This is a genomic window from Micromonospora maris AB-18-032, assembly GCF_000204155.1.
Lineage (GTDB): Bacteria > Actinomycetota > Actinomycetes > Mycobacteriales > Micromonosporaceae > Micromonospora > Micromonospora gifhornensis.
The window spans coordinates 5984225-6005122 of the sequence record NC_015434.1 but is presented as its reverse complement, the minus strand read 5'-3'; the positions used below and the strand labels follow the sequence as shown (position 1 = coordinate 6005122).

Here is a 20898-nt window from a genome sequence, read left to right as displayed (position 1 = left end):
CGGGCGGCACACCGCGCCGCCCGCTAGCCTCGTGATCCAGGGAGCACCGGGACGCGGGGGAGCGTGGCGTGGACGAGCGGTTGGCAGTGGTCAGCGGCGGTGGTACGGGAATCGGGGCGGCCGTGGCGCGGACGCTCGTCGCCGACGGGTGCTCGGTGCTGGTCCTCGGCCGGCGGGCGGAGGTGCTCGCGACGACCGCCGAACGGATCGGGGCGGAGACCGGCCGACCGGAGGCGGTACGCGCGGTAAGTGTCGACCTCACCGACCCCGAGCAGATCGGCCGGGTGGTCGAGGCGGTCGACGGGCGGCCGGTCGACGTGCTTGTCAACAACGCAGGCGGCTTCCACAGCGCGCAGGACGACACGCTGGCCGGGATCGCCGCGAACTGGCGGGCGACCCTGGACACCAACGTGCTCACCGCCGTGCTGCTCACCGCGGCGCTGCGACCGGCGCTGCGTCGTCCCGGCGGGCGGGTGATCCTGATCAGTTCGATCGCCGCCCAGCGGGGCGGAGGTGACGCGTACTCGGCGGCGAAGGCGGCACTGCACGGCTGGGCGTACAGTCTCGCGGCCGAACTCGGGCCCGAGCAGATCACGGTCAACGTGGTCAGCCCCGGCTACGTCGCGGAGACCGAGTTCTTCGTCGGCCGGATGACCCCCGAGGGCCACGCCAAGCGGGTCGCCGCGACCCTCGTCGGCCGAGCCGGCACCCCCGACGACATCGCCGAATCCGTCCGCTACCTCGCCAGCCCCGCCGCCAGCTTCGTCACCGCCCAGATCCTCGGCGTCAACGGCGGCTCAGTCCTGGGCCGCTGACCCCCGCGCGCCTCCCCCTCAGCCCGCGTTGATCAAGAGGTTTGCGTCTGGATCGGGGTGCCTGCAGACGCAAACCTCTTGATCAACCTCGCGCTGCGGTCAGCCGTTGAGGAGGTCGTAGGCGGAGGTGGGGGCCTTCTGGGCCTCGTCGGGGGTGAGGGCGGCGATGGGGGGAGTGGTGCCGAAGTCGTAGTACTCCACCACGTACTCGCTCGCCTTCTTCTTGCCGGCGGCGGGGATCTTCAGGGTGAGCGTGGTGAGGTTGCCGTCCGCGCCGACGACGGCGGTGAACGGGATCGGCTCGGCGGCGTCGCCGAGCGTGGCGATTCCCTCCAGGGCGTCCGCCAGGTCCGGCTGGTCGGTCGGGTCGATCACTCCGGTGTACGACCCGGCCTCGCCGGCCTGCACGTCGCTGGCGGCGCGAATGATCACCTCGGCGTTGCCGGGGTCGGTGCCCTGGTACGTGGGCAGCGTGTCCGGACCGTCGAGCTTCGCCGGGTCCATCTCCATCCACTTGGTGGGCAGCTTCATCAGCTTCTGGATGTCCTTCGAACCCTTGAAGTTGACCTTCATCCAGGTCCGCGAGTCGACCATCCGGAAGGACATCTCCAGGGTGAAGTCCTTGTCCTTGGTGACGGTGTCGATGTCCATACCCTGGTTCGCCGGGTCGATCACGCCGGACACGTCGCCGGAGGTGTCGCTGGTGGTGAAGCGGAAGGCGGGGTCCTCGTCGGTCGGCACCGCCGCCAGCAACTCCTGCTTCGGGTCCGGTGGCGGCGGCGCCGCCTGCGGCGTCTCGTCGTCGCAGCCGGCCACCAGAGCGACGGTGAGCAGGGCCACCGCGGTGACCGCGACCCGCCGGCCCGTGACGGTGATGCCGGTTCGCTGTGTCATCTCGTCCTCTCTCACTGATCGAACGGCATCGTATGCCAGCCGTTGCGGCCGCGCTGCCGGTGACCCTTCGGGCGCTGGTAGAAAGGCCGGATGAGCCAGGAACGCAGCATGGTCCGGGAACGCGCCGAGGAGGTGCTGCGGCGGTTGGCCGGCAGTCACGCCCGGCTCCGCGAGGATCAGTGGAGGGCGATCGAGGCGCTGGTGGTCGACCGGCGGCGGGTGCTCTGCGTGCAACGTACGGGCTGGGGCAAGTCGGCCGTCTACTTCGTGGCCACCGCGTTGCTGCGCGACCAGCCCCGCCCCGCCGGGCCGACGGTGATCGTCTCGCCGCTGCTGGCGCTCATGCGTAACCAGGTCGAGGCCGCCGCCCGCGCCGGCATCCGGGCTCGCACCATCAACTCCGCGAACCTCGACGAGTGGGACGCGATCACCGCGGAGATCCACGCCGGAGCGGTGGACGTGCTGCTGATCAGCCCGGAACGGCTGAACAATCCGGACTTCCGCGACGGTGTGCTGCCGAAACTCGCCGCCACCACCGGCCTGCTGGTGGTCGACGAGGCGCACTGCGTCTCCGACTGGGGGCACGACTTCCGGCCGGACTACCGCCGGCTGCGTACCTTCCTGGGCAACCTGCCGGCACACACGCCGGTGCTGGCCACCACGGCCACCGCCAACGCCCGGGTGACCCGGGACGTGGCCGAGCAACTCGGCACTGAGGTAGCTGTCCCCGGGCCCGAGGTGCTGGTGCTGCGGGGCAGCCTGGACCGCGAGTCGTTGCGGCTGGGCGTACTCGACCTGCCCACCCCGGCGCACCGGCTCGGCTGGCTCGCCGACCACCTGGACCGACTGCCGGGCTCTGGCATCATCTACACGTTGACCGTGGCCTCGGCGACGGAGACCGCCGAGTTCCTGCGGACCCGGGGCTGGTCGGTGGCGGCGTACACCGGGCAGGCGGAGGACACCGACCGCCGCGCCGCCGAACAGGACCTGCTCGACAACAAGATCAAGGCGCTGGTGGCGACAAGCGCCCTCGGCATGGGCTTCGACAAGCCGGACCTCGGTTTCGTGGTGCACCTGGGTGCCCCGCCCTCACCGATCGCCTACTACCAGCAGGTCGGCCGGGCCGGTCGGGCCGTCGAACACGCCGAGGTGCTGCTGCTGCCCGGCGTCGAGGACGTGGCCATCTGGCGGTACTTCGCCTCGCTCGCCTTCCCGCCCGAGGAGCAGGTCCGCGCGGTCCTCGCCGCCCTGCACACCGACCGGCCGCTCTCCACCCAGGCCCTCGAACCACTTGTCGACCTGCGGCGGGCCCGCCTGGAGATGATGCTCAAGGTGCTCGACGTCGACGGCGCCGTCCGTCGGGTCCGCGGCGGCTGGCTCGCCACCGGCGAGCCCTGGACCTACGACGCCGACCGGTTGCGCCGCGTCGCCACCGCCCGCGCCGCCGAGCAACAGGCCATGCTGGAGTACGCCTCGACGACCGGTTGCCGGATGCGTTACCTGCGCGAGTGCCTCGACGACGCCGGGGCCACCGACTGCGGCCGGTGCGACCGGTGCGCCGAACCCCTGTTCACGCCCGAGGTGTCACCGGCGGCGTTGACCGCCGCACAGACCTTCCTCGGCCGACCCGGTGTGCCGATCGCGCCGAAGAAGCTCTGGCCGACCGGGCTTGAGGCGGTCGGCGTACCCCTCAAGGGGCGGATCGCCCCGGCGGAGCAGGCGCTGCCCGGCCGGGCCGTGGGCCAGCTCTCCGACCTCGGGTGGGGTGACCGGCTGCGCGGCCTGGTCGGGCCCGGCACCCCGGACGGGCCGGTGCCCGACGACGTGGCCGCGGCCGTCATCGAGGTGCTCAAGGCGTGGGCGCACGGCGACGACCCGTGGCCCAGCCGCCCGGCCGGGGTGGTCACCGTCGACTCGACAAGCCACCCCATCCTGATCGACTCGCTGGCGCAGCGAATCGCCGCCGTCGGACGCATCCCGCTGCTGGGTCGAGTGGTCCTCACCGGCCCGTCCGGCGCCCCACGCGGAAACAGCGCCCAGCGGGTACGCGCCCTGCACGGCACCCTCACCGTGCCCGACCCGCTCGCCGCTGCCCTGGCCGCCCTGACCGGCCCGGTCCTGCTCGTCGACGACCTGGTCGAAACCGGCTGGACCCTCACCATGGCCACCCGCGAACTCCGCCGAGCCGCCGCCCCCGCCATCCTCCCCCTAGCCCTAGCCCTCACCGCCTAATACTCCAACGTCACTTCGCCTGTCTGCGCTGGTAGTGGGATCGGCGGGCTCGGGCTTGGGATGTTCGTCGCCAGACCGACCAGTGCAGGATGTGCTCTGGTGGGAGCGTCACGGCGAGGACGAAGGCGTTGAAGAGGTGGCGGATCTCGGCGACGGTCAGCGGAATGATCTCTGGGTCGGTGTCGGGCTGCCGCGCGGCGAGAATGGTCAGGACGGCGAGGGCGAGCATGGCCAAGGTGATGTGGCGGTGCCAGCCGGTCCAGCCTCGGACCTGGTAGTGGTCCAGGCCGACTTGGCCTTTGCCGGTCTGGAACAGCTCCTCAATGCTCCAGCGGGAACCAGCGACGGTGACGAGGGTGTGTAGCGGCGCCGGGCGGGGTGACCAGCACAGATAGAAGGCCAGCTCACCGGTACTGCGGTTGCGGCGGATCAGCAGACATCGATGCTCACCGGGGCTGGTGGCGGTGGTGATCCAGGCCCACAGGTACTCGCGTGGTCCTTTCGCCCCGGGTCCGCAGCTGTGCTGCTGCCACTCGCGGCTGGGGATCCGGGCGGCGAGGTCGTCGACGCGGATGAGGGTGCGGCCGTCGTTGACGTCCACGCGTCGGTCGCAGCCGACGGCCAGGACGTAGCCGATCCCGCGGTGTTCGAGGTCAGCGCGCAGTCCGGGGTCGGCGCCGTAGACCTCGTCGCCGGTAACCCACCCGAACGGGACTCCGGCGTCCAGGGCGGCGGCGATCATCTGCCGGGCCAGCGCAGGCTTCGTGGCGAACCCGACCTGGTCGGGGACGCCGGCGGCGGTGAGGCGGTCGGGCTGCTGACACCAGGTCGTCTCGGGTAGGTAGAGCCGACGGTCGATCATCGCCCGCCCGTGCGGGGCGATGTAGGCCAGGAACACCCCGACCTGGCTGTTCTCGATCCGACCGGCGGTGCCGGTGTACTGCCGCTGCACCCCGACCGAGGACAGGCCCTTCTTCAGGAAGCCGGTCTCGTCGCAGGCCAGCACCGCGTCGGGGTGCCCGAGCTGTTCGATCAGCCAAGCCCGAACGTCGTCGCGGACGGAGTCGGCGTCCCACACCGCCGTGCGCAGCAGCCGCTGCATCGCCTGCGGATCGTCGTGACCCGCCCGCTCCGCCAGGGACCAGCACGTCTTGCGTTCCACGCCCGACAGCAGTCCTTCCACGAACTGCCCGGCAGTTCGACGGGGCTCAGCCCGCACGAACCGGTCAGCGACACGCGTTACCGCCTCGTCCAGGATCACCCGCCATCCGGCAGGGTCTACGCTGTGGCACACGGCCACCGCACGATCTTCGATTGTCCTCACAAACCATCGATGATCAACGCGGTGGCCGTCTTCATACCCGCGCCACGCCCAACGCCGAACCCAAGTGACGTTGGAGTACTAACCCCACCCACCCACCCTCCCTCCCACCCCCACCCTCCCTCCCACCCCGCCCCACCCTCGCCCCCCGCGATCTTGCACTTTTGGTCGGGGCATATCGGGCATAGGTGGTGTCTTGGCGACCAAAAGTGCAAGATCGCGCGAGTGGGTGGGGTGGGGTGTGGGGGAGGGAGGGCGAGTGGGGGAGGGGGCGGGGGTGGTGGTTACGGTGGGTGGGGAGCGGGAGGGAGAAGTGCGTGCTCGGGTCGGTGCGGGGGGACGAGAAGCAGGCTGAGCAGGGGGATCTGCCGGAGGCTGCGGTGGCGGTCGGTGACGGTGACCTGGCTGCGGCGGCACCCGATGGGGGGACCGTCCGGCTGGCGCTGGTGGTCGGTGGTCTGGTGCTGGCCGTACTGCTCGGGTTCGGGCTCGGTCGGATCAACAGCGGCGGAGCGGTGGCGGCGAGCGGGCCGCTGGACAGCGCGCTGACCGGCCACACCCACGCGCCGGGAACCGGTGCCCACTCGCACGAGGCGGGGCAGGCGGAGGCGACCGAGGCCGGTGGCCTGGCAGTCAGCCGTGCCGGCTACACCCTCGTACCGCTGTCCGCTGAATTCACCGCTGGGCAGGCAGGTGAGCTGCGGTTCCGCATCCAGGACGGGCAACGTCGACCGGTGACCCGGTTCGCGGTGGTGCACGACAAGCCGATGCACGTGATCGTGGTACGCCGTGACCTGAGCGGCTATCAGCACCTGCATCCGACCATGGCGGCCGACGGTACCTGGTCGGTGCCGCTGACCCTGCCGCAGCCGGGCATCTGGCGGGCGTACGCCGACTTCACGGCCCTCGCCGGCGACGGCCGGCAGACCGCGACGACCCTCGGCGTGGACCTGGTCGCACCCGGGGCGTACGCGCCACGCGCCCTTCCCGACCCCGCGCCCAGCACCACCGTCGACGAGTTGACCGTGGGATACCAGGGCAGCCCGGAGCCCGGCCTCACCGTGCCGGTGAGCTTCCGGGTCACCGACGCGGACGGCAGCAGCCCGACCCTGGAGCATTACCTCGGGACGTTCGGCCACCTGGTCGCGCTGCGCGAGGGTGACCTCGGCTACCTGCACGTCCACCCGGAACCGGAGCTTGTGGACGGTGCGATCCAGTTCTGGCTGACCACGCCCGGGCCGGGGCGTTACCGCCTCTACCTGGACTTCGCCACCGGCGGTGTGGTGCGCACCGCCGAGTTCACCGTGCTCGTGCGCTGACCCGCGGGACGGGGTGACCGGGGCTCCTGCCCGGGCTCGCTACGTCAGCCGGCGCGGCGGATCGGGCGGCGGGCGAGGTAGCGCAGCAGGTCACGGATGTGGTGCTTCTCCTCGGCCGGCACGGTCGGATCCGCCAGCCGCTGCAGGATCACCCGGACGTCCGCCTCGACCGGGCCCTCGCTGCCCAGTCGCACCGGTCCCGAGCCGGTGTCGGGCAGGCCGAGCGCGCGGAATGCTGCCGCGACCGGCAGGTCCAGGGCGGCGCAGAAGCCGCGTACCTTGGCCAGCTCCGGGTAGTCCTGCCAGTCGCCGGCCAGCCAGCGAAAGACGGTGGAACGACCGACTCCGGTGTGCGCGGCCAGGTCGGTGACGGTCCACCCACGTTCCTCGCGAGCGTCGTCGATAGCCCGTCGCACGAAGCGCGCAAACGCCATCTGTGGCGATATTTCTGCCGAACCCATCCGGTGGGTCTTCCCTCCCGACCGGCACCTGACGGTGCGTTCTTCGAGAGTAGTACGGGAGAAGCAGGAAACAATTGACTGACCGACCAAGTGGTCTCGGGGGCGGGACCCGTACCCGCCTAACGATCCGCAGGCTTCTGACTGAGCAGGGTTTCCAGCCGGGGTGCGACACGCCACTGCTCGACCAACTGTCGGTATTCCGCCTGTTGATCGCGGGTCGGGGCGGCACCCGTACGCCTGGCCCGGATGAGCAGGTTGCGTGGCGTATGCGCGGACTCGACGAACTCGACCACCTCGGCCCGGTAGCCGTGCAGCCGCAGCAGCCCGGCACGCAGCGCGTCGGTGAGGACGTCCGCGAAGCGCTCCCGCAGGATGCCCTGCCGGGTCAGCAGCCCGTACGGCGCCGGCGTCCCACCGGCACGAAGCTGCGCCGCCACGTCGTGATGGCAACACGGAGCGGCCAGCACCCATCGCGCCCCCCACCGCACCGCCCGCGCCAGCGCCTCGTCGGTGGCGGTGTCACAAGCATGCAGTGCGAGTACGAGATCAGGCGCCGGCTCGACCACGGCGTCGGCGATGCTGCCGGCCACGAAACGCACCCGATCAGCCCAGCCCAGCCGCTCGGCCAACTCGGTGTTACGGCGACGCTGATCCTCGCGTACGTCCACACCGACCAGTTCCACGTCCAGACCACGCTGGGAGAGATACCGGTACGCGGCGAAGGTCAGGTAGGCGTTGCCGCAGCCGAGATCGACCACCCGCAGCGGCCCGGTCAGCTCACCGGGCAACGTGGCAGCCAGCGCCCGCAGGAAGGCGTCCACCTGCCGCCGCTTGGCCGCCGAACCGCCGATCTCCGCGAAGATCGGATCCCCCGGATCGAGCAGGTACGCCTTGGCCCGGTCATGCCCACCCGGCACCGCAACAGCCGACTGCTGGGACGCCGGTTCCTGCTGCCAGCGCTCCGTCACGCCGGCTGCCTGCTGCTGCCGCTCGGCCGTCTCGGCCAGTTGCCGGCCCTGCGTCGTGCCGACCTGCTGTTGTGCGCCAGGCTGGTCGCCGTTGGCCTGGACCGGCGGTGCCGTCCGCCTGCGGTGCACCTGCGCCTCACCCGACTTGGTGACCCGCAGTTGCAGCGTGAGGTCCGTAGTCTCGACGTGCCAGTTGCCGAAAGGCTCGGCCAGCAGCGCCTCGACCGCCACGTCCGACTCCGGGCCCGGCGCCACGTTGCGGGTGTACGGTCGCGCTCCATCGGAAGTGACGATCTGCAACCGAGAGCCGGCCTTGAGCGCGACCGGCCGCAGCTCCGCCCGGACCACCGAAGGACGTTGACCACGCCGTCGACCGGCGGCTACGGCTCGGGTCAACCCGGCACCGAGCAGCATCGAGCGGACCTCGGCCAAAGCAGCGTCCAACGGTTCGGGCATAACCCCATCTTCCCTGTCGACCCACCTCCCCCCGCCTCGGGCCTGCGCGTCTCCGCCTCGGGCCTACGTGCCTGGTCACCCTAGCCACCTCAAGATCGCGCTCGATCAGGGATCGAGTGGCCTGGCAGAGCGAGCGACACCACTCGATCACTGATCGAGCACGATCATCGCGGCGGTCTGGGACGGTGGCGCTGCGTGCGCGCGAGTGGCCCGGGACAGGGACGCTGGCCGCAGGAAGAGGATGAGGTGCCAGTCGGAGTGGGCGCACGATGGCCGGGAGCGGCGGTGCGCGACCTCCGACGATCGGCTGAGGCGTCAACCCTTCAAAAGCGGTCGCGACAGAAAGGGCTCGGCGGGAGAAGTGCTGAGAACAAGTCGCAGAGGGCAGAGACAAAAGGCCGCACCGCCCGGCAGGGGCGGTGCGGCGACGGGTACGGGTCGGTCAGTCGGTTGCTTCGGCTGCCGTACCGGCGGTGGATGCGACGCCACGGCGGCGCCGGCGGCGACGGGGGCGCGGGGCCTCGCCGGTGGCGCTCTCGGTGCCGGCGCTGGTCTCCGTGGTCGTGTCGGCGGCCGAGGTGGCGGCGTCGGTGCCGGTGACGACCTCGCCGGCGCGGCGGCGACGGCGACGGCGGGGGGTACGGCTGCTGCCCTCGCCGGTCGGGTCGGCGGACTCGGTGGTCACCGGGTCGGCGTCGCCGTCCTGACGCGTGCGGCCTGCGCCACGGTCGCGACCTTCACCGCGTTCGCGACCTTCACCGCGTCCACGCTCCCGGCGGCGTCCGCCGCGCGGTTCGCTTCGGCGTGAGCGGCCGCCGCCCAGGTCTTCCTCGACCTCGGCGGAGAGCCCGGCGCGGGTGCGCTCGGCGGTCGGCAGGGTGCCGGTCACGTCGGTCGGGATGTGCAGGTCGGTGTAGAGGTGCGGGGAGGTGTGGTATGTCTCCTGCGGCTCGGGCATGTCCAGCCCGAGGGTCTTGTCGATGATCCGCCAGCGCGGCATGTCGTCCCAGTCGACGAAGGTAACCGCGACACCGCTCGCGCCCGCCCGGCCGGTGCGGCCGATGCGGTGGGTGTAGGTGTCCTGGTCCTCCGGGCAGTCGTAGTTGATCACGTGGGTGACGCCGGTGACGTCGATGCCCCGGGCCGCGACGTCGGTGGCGACCAGGGTGTCGATCTTTCCGGCCCGGAAGGCCCGCAGGGCCCGCTCGCGGGCACCCTGGCCGAGGTCACCGTGTACGGCGGCGACGGCGAAGCCGCGGAAGTCGAGATCCTCGGCGACCCGGTCGGCGGCGCGCTTGGTCCGCGTGAAGATCATCGTCAGGCCGCGGCTCTCCGCCTGGAGGATCCGGGCGACGATCTCGACCTTGTTCATCGAGTGGGTGCGGTAGACCAGCTGCTCGGTCTGCGGGGACGGGCCGGTCTCCGCGGTGTGCCCGGCGTGGATCGTGATCGGGTGGCGCAGGAATCGCCGGGACAGCGTCACGATCGGGTCGGGCATGGTGGCCGAGAACAGCATGGTCTGCCGGTCCTCGGGCAGCATCGCCAGGATCCGCTCGACGTCGTCGAGGAAGCCCAGGTCGAGCATCCGGTCGGCCTCGTCCAACACCAGCGCACGGATGCCGTTCAGGCGCAGGTGCTTCTGCTTGGCGAGGTCGAGCAGCCGGCCCGGCGTGCCGACGAGGATCTCCACGCCCTTGCGCAGCGCCTCGACCTGCGGCTCGTACGCCACGCCGCCGTAGATCGGCAGCACGCGTACGCCCCGGGTGCGGCCGGCGGCCGCGATGTCCTTGGCGACCTGGATGCCCAGTTCGCGGGTGGGTACCACGACCAGCGCCTGGGGCAGGCCGTCGCCGCTGCCCTCGCCGGGCGCGAAGACCCGCTCCAGCAGCGGTACGCCGAAGCCGAGGGTCTTGCCGGTGCCCGTCGGTGCCTGCCCGATCAGGTCGGCGCCGCGCAGTGCGATCGGCAGCGCGTACTCCTGAATGGCGAAGGCGCGGGTGATGCCGGCCGCGGCCAGCGCCTCGACGGTCTCGGCGCGGGCGCCGAGCTCGGCGAAGGTCGGTGCCTCCGGTCGGACCGGGGCGGTCGGGGCCAGTTCCTGGCCTTCGGTGAGGTCTTGAGTCAGCTCACTCATATGGATTTGGGGGTGCCCTCTCGTGGGTGCGCCCCGTCATGTCCTCAGGGCGCGTTCGGTTTGGCGCGGGCCACACGGTCGGCGGCAGAAAGCCGAGCGGACCGGGCCGCACGCGCGCCGTGGGTCGGACTTCGACTCGGAATCGACCGTCACTCGGGATGGAAGCCATCCTCGATCGACTGCGACTCCGGCCGGATCGGCGCCTACGGCAACTCCTCCATGCTACCTGAACGGGCCTTACGCCGTCCTGATTCCGAACCGGCAAGCGTCACCGGGCGGGGTTGTATGTGATGTGTATCACCAGGTAGTGGGGTCTGTCGACCAGTTCGACGCTGGGTCGGGCGTCTCGTTGCGCTCCCCGTGGGCGGTAACCTGCGCGGGTGTCGCCCCGACGCGCCCAATTCCGCAGTGGTCGATCTTCTCGGCCGGGTGGCCCTCGGTGAACTGCTCGCCTTCGAACGAATGGCGGCGACGCGCATCTTGCGCCGGATCTGCCGCGTCGGGCCGCGTTGGGCGAAATGGCCGCCGAGGTCGGGAACTACCGGCGTCCCGCGGACCGCCTCACTGCGCTGGGCGTACGACCCGACGACGCGATGGCACCGTACGTGGAACCGCGGCAGGCGTACCACGAATTGACCGTGCCGCACGACTGGGCCGAAGCGGTCACGAAGGCGTAATTGATCCGGCGGCTGACCGACTCGCACACCGCGCGGATGGCCGCCGCCGGACTCAACAACTGACCGTCAGCGGACGGTGAAACCCACTGCTCGGGGAGACGCCTCGGCGATCTCCACGTAGGCGACCTTGCTGACCGGCACGATGATCCGCCGGCCCTTCTCGTCGGTCAGGGACAGAGTGCCCTCGCCCCTGGCGACGGCGTCGGTCACGATCCGCTCGATCTCGGCCGGCGACTGCGCGCTCTCCAGGACCAGCTCGCGCGGCGCGTACTGCACGCCGATCTTGACCTCCACTGTGCCTCCTCCGTCGGGCGAAATGGCCGCCCTGCGAAGGCTATCCGATCACAAGGCGGTAGTTCAGGCTGACTCACCTTGCAACGGGAAGCTGGCGATGCCCCGCCAGGAGAGCGCGGCCACCAGTGCCTCGGCCTCGGCCTTGGGCACCTGGCGGCCCCCGGCCAGCCAGAACTGCGCCGCCGTCTCGGCGGCACCGACCAGGCCGGAGGCGAGCAGTTCGGCGTGGGCGCGGCTGACCCCGGTGTCGGAGATGATGGTGTCGGTGATCGCCGCGATGCAGCCCTGCTCGACCCGTTCGACCCGCTGCCGTACGGCCGGGTCGTTGCGTAGGTCGGATTCGAAGACCAGCCGGAAGGCTTCGCTCTCGTGGTCGACGAAGTCGAAGTAGGCCCGCACCGACGCGCCGACCCGCTCCTTGTTGTCGGTGGTGCTGGCCATCGCGTCATGCACCTTGGCGACGATGGCGTCACAGTGCGTGTCGAGCAGGGCCAGGTACAGCTCCATCTTTCCCGGGAAGTGCTGGTACAGCACCGGCTTGGAGACTCCCGCCCGCTCGGCGATGTCGTCCATCGCAGCGGCGTGGTAGCCCTGCGCGACGAACACCTCCTGAGCTGCGGCGAGCAGCTGCTTGCGGCGCGCCGAACGAGGTAGGCGCGTGGGTCGGCCGGCGGTCTGGGCGCCGTTCCCCACAGCGGTCATGGGAACCTCCGAGAATGTTGTACGGGCCGGCATATCCCCCAAACCGGCCGGGGCCTGGGTGGCCCCTTGCGGAATTGGCCCGCCGCTGTAACTTATCGCCACTGTCGCCACACGGTAGCCTCAGCGGGGGCGACCAAGGAGCGCGCGGTGAGTGAAGCAGGACAGCCCGGTGCCGCCACCCCGGGAGAACACGGCGACGGTACGGGTCAGCGGGATGACCTGGTCCGTTCCGGCAACGGGTGGGCTCCACCGACCGGTGACTGGTCCTGGAACGCGGAGGCCTCCCAGGAGACCGGGGAACGTTGGCGGGTGATTCCGCCGCCGACCGGGTGGTCCACCGCGTCGTCACGCTATGCCGACCTTCCCGCCCCCGCAGGCGAGCCGACGCAGCCGCAGCACTCGGAGCGGGTCAACGGTCAGCAGGTCAACGGTGTGCACCACGGTTCAGATGATCCTTCGGCCGACTGGCACGCTCCAGTGAGCGCCCCGCCCGGGGCACGTGATTCCGGACACGATCCCGCTCACGAACGCCTCGTCCTGCCGGCACCGCGTCCCGTACCGGCCAGTGAGCGCCCCGTGCCGCCGGCCGGCAGCCTGCCGACCTCCGCGCCGCCGACCAGCGGCCTGCCGACCTCCGCGCCGCCGGCTGGAGTCGTGCCTGCTTCCGCGCCGCCGATGAGCGGCGTGCCGATCTCTGCGCCGCCGACCGGCGGCGTGCCGACTTCTGCGCCGCCAGCCGCACAGGTGCCGCCGGTCGGTACCGCCGCGTCGGGCTTCGAGATGCCGCCCGGTCTGCACGCGCCGACCGCCGAGCGCGGTGCGGACGAACCGAGCCGTCCCTCGCGCGGCTGGGACGAGCACCTCGGGTCCGCGTCGAGTGCCGATCCGCAGTGGGCGTCCGCCGACCCCGTCGCCCCGGGCACCACCGATCAGTCACCAAGCGAAACCGGCGGGTCCTGGCCGACGGAGCCGTCACCGGCCGAGGCCGCGCAGCCCGACTGGGCGCGCCGAGGTCCGGCCAGCGACTGGGCGCCGGCCTGGGCGCGCGGCGAGGGCGACCCGTCCGGTCGACGTTCGCGTGAGGCATCCGGCCCGACCTGGGCCCACGAGCCGAATCGGCCGTACGAGCCGGTGCGCGCCGACCAGACCCGCCCCTACGAGGCAGTACGCGTGGAGCAGCCCCGACCGTACGAGGTGGCCGGGTTCGCTTCCGGTCAACGGCCGGGAGAGGTGGCCGGGTTCGCTTCCGGTCAGCGGCCGGAAGCGGGCGCGCAGCAGTCTCCGCCCGATCGACCTGAACAGGGCCCCGCCTGGGCCGAGCAGAGCCAGCCCAGCTGGGCCGAGCAGGGCCCGCCAGGTTGGGCCGAGCAGGGTGGGTCGGACCGGCCGGATACGGCGCTGGCGCAGACCAGCACCCCACCGGCACTGGGACGACCGACGTGGGCTCCCCGTCCGGTCAGCGCTGCGCCGGCCGACGAGGGTCTGCCCTGGGGTTCCCGGGTCGCCCCACCGCCGACGGATGAGCGGCTGCCCTGGGCCCTCGGCCCGGCCAGCGCCCCGCCGGCCGGTGCGTCGACCTCCTGGGAGGGCGCACCCGAGCCCCACTCGGCCGCCTCCGCCCCGGAACCCAGACCCGCCGGGGAACCCAGACCCGCCCCGGAACCGTGGCCCGCTGCGGAGTCCTGGCCCGCCGCAGAACCTTGGCCGCCCGCCCCCGAGCCCTGGCCGGTGGCCGACGCCCGGCCACCCGCTGATCCCCGGCCACCCGCCGATGCCAGGCCACCCGCCGATGTCACCTCGGCCGCGGACGTCAGGTCGCCCGCCGACGTCAGGTCGGCCACCGATGGTAGGCCGCCCGTCGATGGAAGGCGGCCCGTCGATGTCAGACCGTCCGCCGATGCCAGGCGGCTCGCCGACGTCGGGCCGTCCGCCGAGCCCAGGCAGGCCACGGAGCCCAGACCGACTGGAGAGACCAGGCCGGTCGACGCCAGGCACGCCTCTGATCCCGATGCTGGCTCGGATGCGCAGCGGGCGAGCGACCTGTCCGCCCATCGACCGTTCCGGCTCGGTCCGGTGTCCAGTGAGCGGACGCCGAATCGTCCGGCACCCGTCGACCCGACGACGGCAGCGGGCGCGGCCGATTCGCTGGCCAGTGCTGGCGCGGGCGGGATCGGACGCCACGAGCAGACGCGTGCCGCGAGCGGTGTGCCGAACGCGGCGCCCTACGCGGCACGTCGGTCCGCGCCTGAACCCGTACCGCCGGCGGAACCGGGCAACGGCCGGTCGCCGGACCGCACCTCGGCGGTGTTGCCGCAGCGCGTCCCCGCCGAGCCGGATGTGCCCGTCGTGCCGGAGCCGCCTGCTGTGGAGCCGCCTGCCGAAACGCCGGAACTCGCCCGGATCGCCACCCACCTGCGTCGCGACGACGAGCCAGCACCGCTGCGTGAGCGGCCGGAGGGGTTCGACGTCGACGCGATCATCGATGCTGTCCGGGGGGTCGACGGCGTACGCGGTGCGTTGTTGCGCCGTACGCCGGCGGGTGCCCACAGCCTGCGCCTCGACCTCGCCGACGGTGCCGACCCGGCCGAGGTGAGTCGGCAGGTCGCCCGTCTGCTCCAGGAGCGGATGGGGCTGGCTGCCGCGCCGCAGGGCGTGCCGGGGGTGCCGGCCGCGCCGGTGCGGCGTCGTTCCGCCGACAACCGGGGTGGTGACGGCGAGGGCCGGTCGACCGGCGAGCCTCGGCGTCCGACCAACCGGCCGGCGGGTGCCCGTGCGGAGACCGTGGCGGCCCGGACCGAACCGGCGACGGAGCAGTTCCGGCGTCGCCGTCCGGCACCCGCACCGCAACGTGGCCGGGCCACCGTGGAGGAGACCGGCCCGACGGGGAGCCCGGCGACGCTCGGTTCGTCGTACTCCGGGGGGCAACTGACCACCACCGAGTCTGCGCCGTCACGGCCGTTGGACACCGGCGGCCGACCCGGCCCCCGGGTCGTGCTCGACCACGTGCAGGTGAGCACCTTCGGGCTCGACGCCACCGTCGAGGTCCGGTTGATCGCCGGGGAACAGAGCGCCGCCGGGTACGCCACCGGCCCCGCCGTGGACGGTTACGTGCTGCGGCTCTGCGCAGTCGCCGCCGCGGCATCGATCGACGAGTTGCTGCGTGGTGCCGGCGGCACCGCCGAGCGGGGACGGTGCTTCGTCGAGCACGCCGCTGTGGTGCCGTTCGGCAACTGTGAGGTGGCCACCGTCGTGGTGCTGCTGGTCTGTGACGGGTGGGTCGAGCAGCTCGCCGGTTCGGCACTGGTCGCCGGTGACCCCCGGCAGGCCGTGGTACGCGCCACACTGGCTGCGGTCAATCGTCGGCTGGAGGCCCTGCTGGCCTGAGCGGTACGCGGGCAGACTGGAACGGTGAAGCCCGCCATCCTCTCGCCCGACCGGCTGCTGCCCGCCCACTCGGTTCCGCCACCCTGGCCCGGCCGGCAGGTACGGCTCGACGGCACCGTCACCTACGTGCGCGACACCCCGGCCACCCGGCCGGACGCGGAACCGGCGTTGTACGTGCACGGGCTGGGTGGCTCCTCGCAGAACTGGACCGACCTGGCCGGCCTGCTCGCCGACCGACTCGACGGCCAGGCGATCGACCTGCCCGGCTTCGGTCGCAGCGAGCCGGGCCGGCGGTACACCGTGCCGGTCTTCGCGCAGCGGGTGATCCGCTGGATCGAGCACTCCGACCGAGGGCCGGTGCACCTGTTCGGCAACTCGCTGGGTGGGGCGATCTCGGTGCGGGTGGCCGCGCTGCGACCGGATCTGGTCCGGACATTGACCCTGGTCTCGCCCGCCCTGCCGTTCCTCGACTTCCGCCGGTCGTTGCAGGGCCGGATGCTCCCCGTGCTGGCCGTCCCCCGGGGCGAGCGGCTGGTCGCCTGGCGGCTGGGCCAGATGGCACCGGAGGTGATGGCGCGGCAGGTGATGGAGGCGTGCGTGGCCGACCTCAGCCGGATCAGTGATCAGCGCCGGCAGGAGGCGCTGGAGGAGATCCGGGTGCGCTATCAGGCGGAGCACCATGCGGCGGCCTACGTGCGTACGTTCCGTGGGTTGGTCTACAGCTTCCTGCGGTCGTACCTGCCGGGGTCGGACTCGTTGTGGCGGCTGGCCCGGTCGGTACAGGCGCCGACCCTTGTCGTCGGTGGACGCCGGGACCGGTTGGTCGACGTCCGGGTGGCGCCGCAGACCGCGCGGATGATCCCGGACAGTCGACTGTTGATGCTCGACGGTGTCGGCCATGTGGCACAGCTGGAGGTGCCGCGCCTGGTGGCGCGGGCCGTGGTCGGGCTGCTCACCGAGACGGGGGACGCGAGGAGCCGGGCCGACCTGGCAGGATGACCGGGATGGTCATCCCTCGTAGCCACCGTCGGCAGCCGGGCCGACACGCCCGTCGCGCGAGTCGGTCGGGGCAGGGTGCCGGCCATCGACCCAAGCTCGCTGCCCGGCTGTCCGTGCTGGTGGCGGTCAGCGCCGGGGTGATGCTGGTGGCCGGGGGTACGGGTTGGCTGCCGGGTGCGGCCGATGCCGACGAGGTGCAGGCGGTCCCGCCGCCGGTGGCAGCGGTCGTACCGCCCGCGGAACCGCAGTTGTCCGGGCCGTCGTCGTCCGCGCCGCCGGTGGTCACGCCGTCGCCCACGGCACCGGTGTTGCAGCAGCCCGGCCGGGTGCCGTCGGGCGGGCGGGGCCGCTTCGACCACGACGAGCGGACCGGTCCGGTGCTGGGCAAGGCCGGTGGGCTTCAGCGGTACCGGGTGGCGGTGGAGGCCGGCGCGGGCGTCGACCCGGCCGAGTTCGGGCTGGCGGTGCAGGTGGCGCTGACCGGGCCGGGCAGTTGGGTCGACAGTGGGCGGCTGCGGCTGCGCCAGGTGGAGACGTCGTCCCGGTACGACTTCACCGTCTACCTGGCCACGGCGGCGACGGCGGGCCGGATGTGCGCGGCCGGCGGGGTCGACATCCGGGTCGGCGGGCGGCCCTACACCTCCTGCCGGGCACCCGGAAAGGTGATCATCAACCTGGAGCGGTGGCGGCGGTCCGTGCCGCACTTCGTCGAGGCGAAGGTGCCGCTGTCGGTCTACCGCACGTACGTGATCAACCACGAGGTCGGGCACCAGTTGGGCAACCGGCACGAGCGCTGCCCGGGCGCGGGCAAGCCCGCGCCGGTGATGATGCAGCAGACCCTCTTCCTCAAGGGGTGTGTCGCCAATCCCTGGCCGTACCTCGACGGCCGGCGCTACGCCGGGCCGCCGCTGTGACCGGGCGGCGGAGCTGACAGCTGTCGATTATGCGGAGTTAAGCCCGATATGGGTGCGACGATGAGGTCATGCCCTCTTCACCCCTTGATGGGCGTCCGGCGGGCTCGCCTCGACCGTCGGACCGCCGGCCCGTTCGGCCTCGTGACCTCGCCCTGCCCCTCGGCCTGATGCTGCTCGCGGTCGCCGTCACGGTAGGGCTGGCGCAGGCCGGTGACCGGGCGGCGCGGGATTCGGAGGGCCGCGGTCGAGCCGTGCAGGGTGTGCTGGAGCAGGGCCCGCCGCCGAGCGCGTACCCGGCTGCCGGTGCCGGACAGTTCCTGGTGGCCGGCGAAGACTCACCGGTGCACGGGGTGGACGGGCCGGTCGCCCGCTACCGGGTGGCCGTCGAGCAGGAGACCGGGCAGGATCCGGCCGGATTCGCGGCCGACGTCGACGCGGTGCTCTCCGACCCGCGCAGCTGGATCGGGTCGGGTGACCTGCGGGTGCAGCGGGTCGCCGAACTCGACCGGGCCGACTTCACCGTCTACCTGGCCACCCCGGTGACCTCGGAGGTGATGTGCGCCGAGGGTGGCCTGAGCACCGAGGGCTATACCTCGTGCCGGCTGCCCGGCAAGGTGATCATCAACCTGGCGCGCTGGCTGGAGGCGGTGCCGGACTACGGGGCGCCGCTGGAGGTCTACCAGGCCTACGTGATCAACCACGAGGTCGGGCACGAGTTCGGTCAGTGGCACGAGCAGTGCCCGGGCCCGGGTCACCCGGCGCCGGTCATGCAACAGCAGACGTACGGTCTGGTGGGGTGCCTGGCCAACGCCTGGCCCTACCTCGACGGCCAGCGGTACGCCGGCGACCTGGTCCCGTGACCCGCCCGACGGTTCGTTATTCCCGCTCCCGTATGCCGGGCGACGTGTCCCCGCTCATGGCCGACGGCCATGTCGGCGAGCAACAATGGCCCGGTTGCCCACCATCGATTCCGGGGAGTTCACCGTGTCGTTGCCCCCGCTCGTCGAACCCGCCGCCGAGCTGACCGTTGACGAGATCCGCCGCTACTCCCGTCACCTGATCATCCCCGACGTCGGGGTGACCGGCCAGAAGCGGCTGAAGAACGCCCGGGTGCTCTGTGTCGGCGCAGGTGGCCTCGGTTCCCCCGCCCTGATGTACCTCGCCGCCGCCGGGGTCGGCACCCTCGGCATCATCGACTTCGACACCGTCGACGAGTCGAACCTCCAGCGGCAGATCATCCACGGCGTCTCCGATATCGGCCGCTCCAAGGCCGAGTCGGCCGCGGCGAGCATCCGCGAGATCAACCCGCTGGTCAACGTGGAGATCCACAACACTGCGCTGGACCGGGACAACGTCCGCGAGATCTTCGCCCAGTACGACCTGATCGTCGACGGTACGGACAACTTCGCCACCCGCTACATGGTCAACGACGCGGCGGTGCTGCTCGGCAAGCCGTACGTCTGGGGGTCGATCTACCGGTTCGACGGCCAGGCGTCGGTGTTCTGGGCCGAGCACGGCCCCTGCTACCGCTGCCTCTACCCGGAGCCCCCGCCGCCCGGCATGGTGCCCTCCTGCGCCGAGGGCGGCGTGCTCGGTGTGCTCTGCGCCTCGATCGGCTCGATCCAGGTCAACGAGGCGATCAAGCTGCTCGCCGGTGTCGGTGAGCCGCTGGTCGGCCGGCTGATGGTCTACGACGCCCTGGAGATGAGCTACCGCAAGATCAAGGTCCGCAAGGACCCGAACTGCGTGCTCTGCGGCGAGAATGCGACCCTGACCGACCTGATGGAGGACTACGAGGACTTCTGCGGCGCGGTGTCGGTCGAGGCCCAGGAGGCGGTGGTCGACTCCACCATCACCGCCGCCGAGCTCAAGGAGTGGCAGGACGCCGGCAAGGACATCTTCCTGGTCGACGTGCGGGAGCCGGCCGAGTACGAGATCGTCCGCATCCCCGGCGCCACGCTCATCCCCAAGGGCGAGATCCTCTCCGGTGAGGCGCTGGCCAAGCTGCCGCAGGACAAGCAGGTCGTGCTGCACTGCAAGTCCGGCGTCCGCTCCGCCGAGGCGCTGGCCGCGCTGAAGGCGGCCGGATTCCGCGACGCCGTGCACGTGCAGGGCGGCGTGCTCTCCTGGATCAAGCAGATCGACCCCTCCCTCCCGGCCTACTGAGGTGTAAGGAAGGGCCCCTTCTTAACGCCTCCGGTAGAGGAGGGGCCCCTTCTTAACATCAGCCGCAACGCCCTGCTCACACCTGCCGTCGGGTCGGTGTCGGCTGCCCGATTCACCGAGGCGAGATCAGGTACGCGCCGGTAGCCTGACCGCCGTGGTCGACATCGACGCCGCGATCGGATTCGTGGTGGCACACGGAGATGCGGTGGAACGTGCCCGCCTCTCCTGGTTGCGCACCGGCGCGCCGCCATCCCCCGAGACGCTCGACAGCGCCGAGGTCGGGCAGACCCTCGGCGGCGGCTGGCCGGCCTCCTGGGGTGACGAGGTCGCCTCGGTCGATGCCACCTGCTTCCGCCTCGCCGAACTGGACGACCTCGGCGCGCTGAGCCGTCCGGCCGCCCGCCGGGCCCTGGACTGGCTGGCCGCCGCCCAGCGGCGGGACGGCTGCTGGGAGGAGGACGAGGCGCTCGCCGACGTCGCCCCCGAGTGGGCCCGACCAGGTGATCCCGAGGCACGGCTCTACCTCACCGCCAACGCGGCCTTCTGGCTCACCGTGGCCGGGCTGGACGCCCGCGCCGCCGGGCCGCTGGACCACCGGGTCGGCGGGGCGTACGCCGGCGTGGTGCACGCCGCCGGCCAGGCGCTCGCCGCGCACCTCAACCCCGACGGCAGTTGGCCGTCGTTCCTGGCCACTGGTTGGCTCACCGCCGCAGTACTGCACCGCCAGCAACTGTTCTACGAGTCCGCGCGGATCAAGGCGGTGCTCGCCGAGCGCCTCCCGCAGTCCACGCCCGCCGACGCCGCCTGGCTCGCCTCGACGCTACGCCGCGTCGGCGTCGACGAGCAGGAGTGGACCATGGTCGCGGCCCGCCGCCGACTGACCGAGACCCAACGCTCCGACGGCGGCTGGACCAGCGACGACGGCCACCAGTTCGACGTACACACCACCCTCGCCGTAATCCGCGCCTTCCGCTGACCCCACCCCCACCCTCGTCGTCCCCGCCCACCCTCGCGTGATCCCCACCGCCTCCGCGCACCCCGCCCACGCCCGTCGATCTTGCAGTTTCTGTCGCGACAAAAGCCCTAAAAGGAGGCGAGATGGCGACCAAAAGTGCAAGATCGCGGGGGCCGGGGGCCGGGGGGCCGGGGGCCGGGCGCCGGG

At 72.0% G+C, this 20898-nt stretch carries 16 protein-coding genes and 1 pseudogene; 10 read left to right on the top strand and 7 right to left on the bottom strand.

Going from position 1 to position 20898, the window contains the following annotated elements; all coding sequences use genetic code 11:
• Positions 1-68 precede the first annotated feature (68 nt).
• Positions 69-815 carry an SDR family NAD(P)-dependent oxidoreductase gene (locus VAB18032_RS26560; protein WP_043721990.1) on the top strand — a complete coding sequence of 249 codons (747 nt, stop codon included), beginning with the start codon at positions 69-71 and terminating at the stop codon, positions 813-815.
• 99 nt (positions 816-914) lie between these two features.
• On the opposite strand, the gene VAB18032_RS26555 is transcribed toward VAB18032_RS26560, so the two are convergent.
• On the bottom strand, positions 915-1709 hold the full coding sequence (locus VAB18032_RS26555; RefSeq protein ID WP_013736015.1) for a hypothetical protein: 795 nt from the start codon (positions 1707-1709) through the stop codon (positions 915-917).
• Between the two features lie 90 nt (positions 1710-1799).
• Here VAB18032_RS26555 and VAB18032_RS26550 point away from each other — a divergent pair, with 90 nt between their 5' ends.
• Complete coding sequence (locus VAB18032_RS26550; protein ID WP_013736014.1) at positions 1800-3941, top strand: RecQ family ATP-dependent DNA helicase; 2142 nt, start codon at positions 1800-1802, stop codon at positions 3939-3941.
• A gap of 10 nt (positions 3942-3951) precedes the next feature.
• Here the strand turns inward: VAB18032_RS26550 and VAB18032_RS26545 are convergent, their stop codons facing one another.
• The gene (locus VAB18032_RS26545) at positions 3952-5235 is read right to left on the bottom strand and encodes an IS701 family transposase (protein ID WP_415877999.1); all 1284 of its coding nucleotides are present in this window, start codon (positions 5233-5235) and stop codon (positions 3952-3954) included.
• Positions 5236-5579: 344 nt separating this feature from the next.
• Here VAB18032_RS26545 and VAB18032_RS26540 point away from each other — a divergent pair, with 344 nt between their 5' ends.
• Entirely contained in the window at positions 5580-6581 is a 1002-nt protein-coding gene (locus VAB18032_RS26540; RefSeq protein ID WP_013736013.1) for a hypothetical protein, read from the top strand.
• 44 nt (positions 6582-6625) lie between these two features.
• Here the strand turns inward: VAB18032_RS26540 and VAB18032_RS26535 are convergent, their stop codons facing one another.
• The 3 genes from VAB18032_RS26535 to VAB18032_RS26525 form a co-directional block, all read right to left on the bottom strand.
• Positions 6626-7042, bottom strand: a complete 417-nt coding sequence (locus tag VAB18032_RS26535; RefSeq protein ID WP_043721987.1) for a helix-turn-helix domain-containing protein — start codon at positions 7040-7042, stop codon at positions 6626-6628.
• 119 nt (positions 7043-7161) lie between these two features.
• Entirely contained in the window at positions 7162-8466 is a 1305-nt protein-coding gene (locus VAB18032_RS33040) for a class I SAM-dependent methyltransferase (RefSeq protein ID WP_013736011.1), read from the bottom strand.
• A 442-nt stretch (positions 8467-8908) separates the two neighbouring features.
• Positions 8909-10600 (bottom strand): DEAD/DEAH box helicase, encoded by a 1692-nt coding sequence (locus tag VAB18032_RS26525; RefSeq protein ID WP_013736010.1) that lies wholly within the window; start codon positions 10598-10600, stop codon positions 8909-8911.
• Positions 10601-11118: 518 nt separating this feature from the next.
• Between VAB18032_RS26525 and VAB18032_RS30950 the strand changes: the two genes are divergently transcribed.
• The gene (locus VAB18032_RS30950; protein ID WP_013736009.1) at positions 11119-11277 is read left to right on the top strand and encodes a ferritin-like fold-containing protein; all 159 of its coding nucleotides are present in this window, start codon (positions 11119-11121) and stop codon (positions 11275-11277) included.
• Between the two features lie 66 nt (positions 11278-11343).
• Here the strand turns inward: VAB18032_RS30950 and VAB18032_RS26515 are convergent, their stop codons facing one another.
• Positions 11344-11571, bottom strand: a complete 228-nt coding sequence (locus VAB18032_RS26515) for a DUF3107 domain-containing protein (RefSeq protein WP_013736008.1) — start codon at positions 11569-11571, stop codon at positions 11344-11346.
• A gap of 63 nt (positions 11572-11634) precedes the next feature.
• A complete protein-coding gene (locus VAB18032_RS26510) occupies positions 11635-12273 on the bottom strand; it encodes a TetR/AcrR family transcriptional regulator (protein WP_013736007.1) in 639 nt (212 codons plus the stop codon).
• Between the two features lie 1989 nt (positions 12274-14262).
• Between VAB18032_RS26510 and VAB18032_RS26505 the strand changes: the two are divergent.
• The 6 genes and pseudogenes from VAB18032_RS26505 to VAB18032_RS26480 form a co-directional block, all read left to right on the top strand.
• Positions 14263-15657 (top strand): annotated as a pseudogene (locus tag VAB18032_RS26505) (hypothetical protein); the annotation flags it as partial.
• Positions 15658-15681: 24 nt separating this feature from the next.
• Entirely contained in the window at positions 15682-16656 is a 975-nt protein-coding gene (locus VAB18032_RS26500) for an alpha/beta fold hydrolase (RefSeq protein WP_013736005.1), read from the top strand.
• Positions 16653-17570 carry a DUF3152 domain-containing protein gene (locus tag VAB18032_RS26495; protein WP_013736004.1) on the top strand — a complete coding sequence of 306 codons (918 nt, stop codon included), beginning with the start codon at positions 16653-16655 and terminating at the stop codon, positions 17568-17570. The genes VAB18032_RS26500 and VAB18032_RS26495 overlap by 4 nt, the downstream gene beginning before the upstream one ends.
• A gap of 167 nt (positions 17571-17737) precedes the next feature.
• The gene (locus tag VAB18032_RS26490; RefSeq protein ID WP_013736003.1) at positions 17738-18430 is read left to right on the top strand and encodes a DUF3152 domain-containing protein; all 693 of its coding nucleotides are present in this window, start codon (positions 17738-17740) and stop codon (positions 18428-18430) included.
• Positions 18431-18515: 85 nt separating this feature from the next.
• The gene (gene moeZ, locus VAB18032_RS26485; RefSeq protein ID WP_193386276.1) at positions 18516-19736 is read left to right on the top strand and encodes an adenylyltransferase/sulfurtransferase MoeZ; all 1221 of its coding nucleotides are present in this window, start codon (positions 18516-18518) and stop codon (positions 19734-19736) included.
• Positions 19737-19890: 154 nt separating this feature from the next.
• The gene (locus VAB18032_RS26480; protein WP_013736001.1) at positions 19891-20712 is read left to right on the top strand and encodes a prenyltransferase/squalene oxidase repeat-containing protein; all 822 of its coding nucleotides are present in this window, start codon (positions 19891-19893) and stop codon (positions 20710-20712) included.
• Positions 20713-20898: the final 186 nt, after the last annotated feature.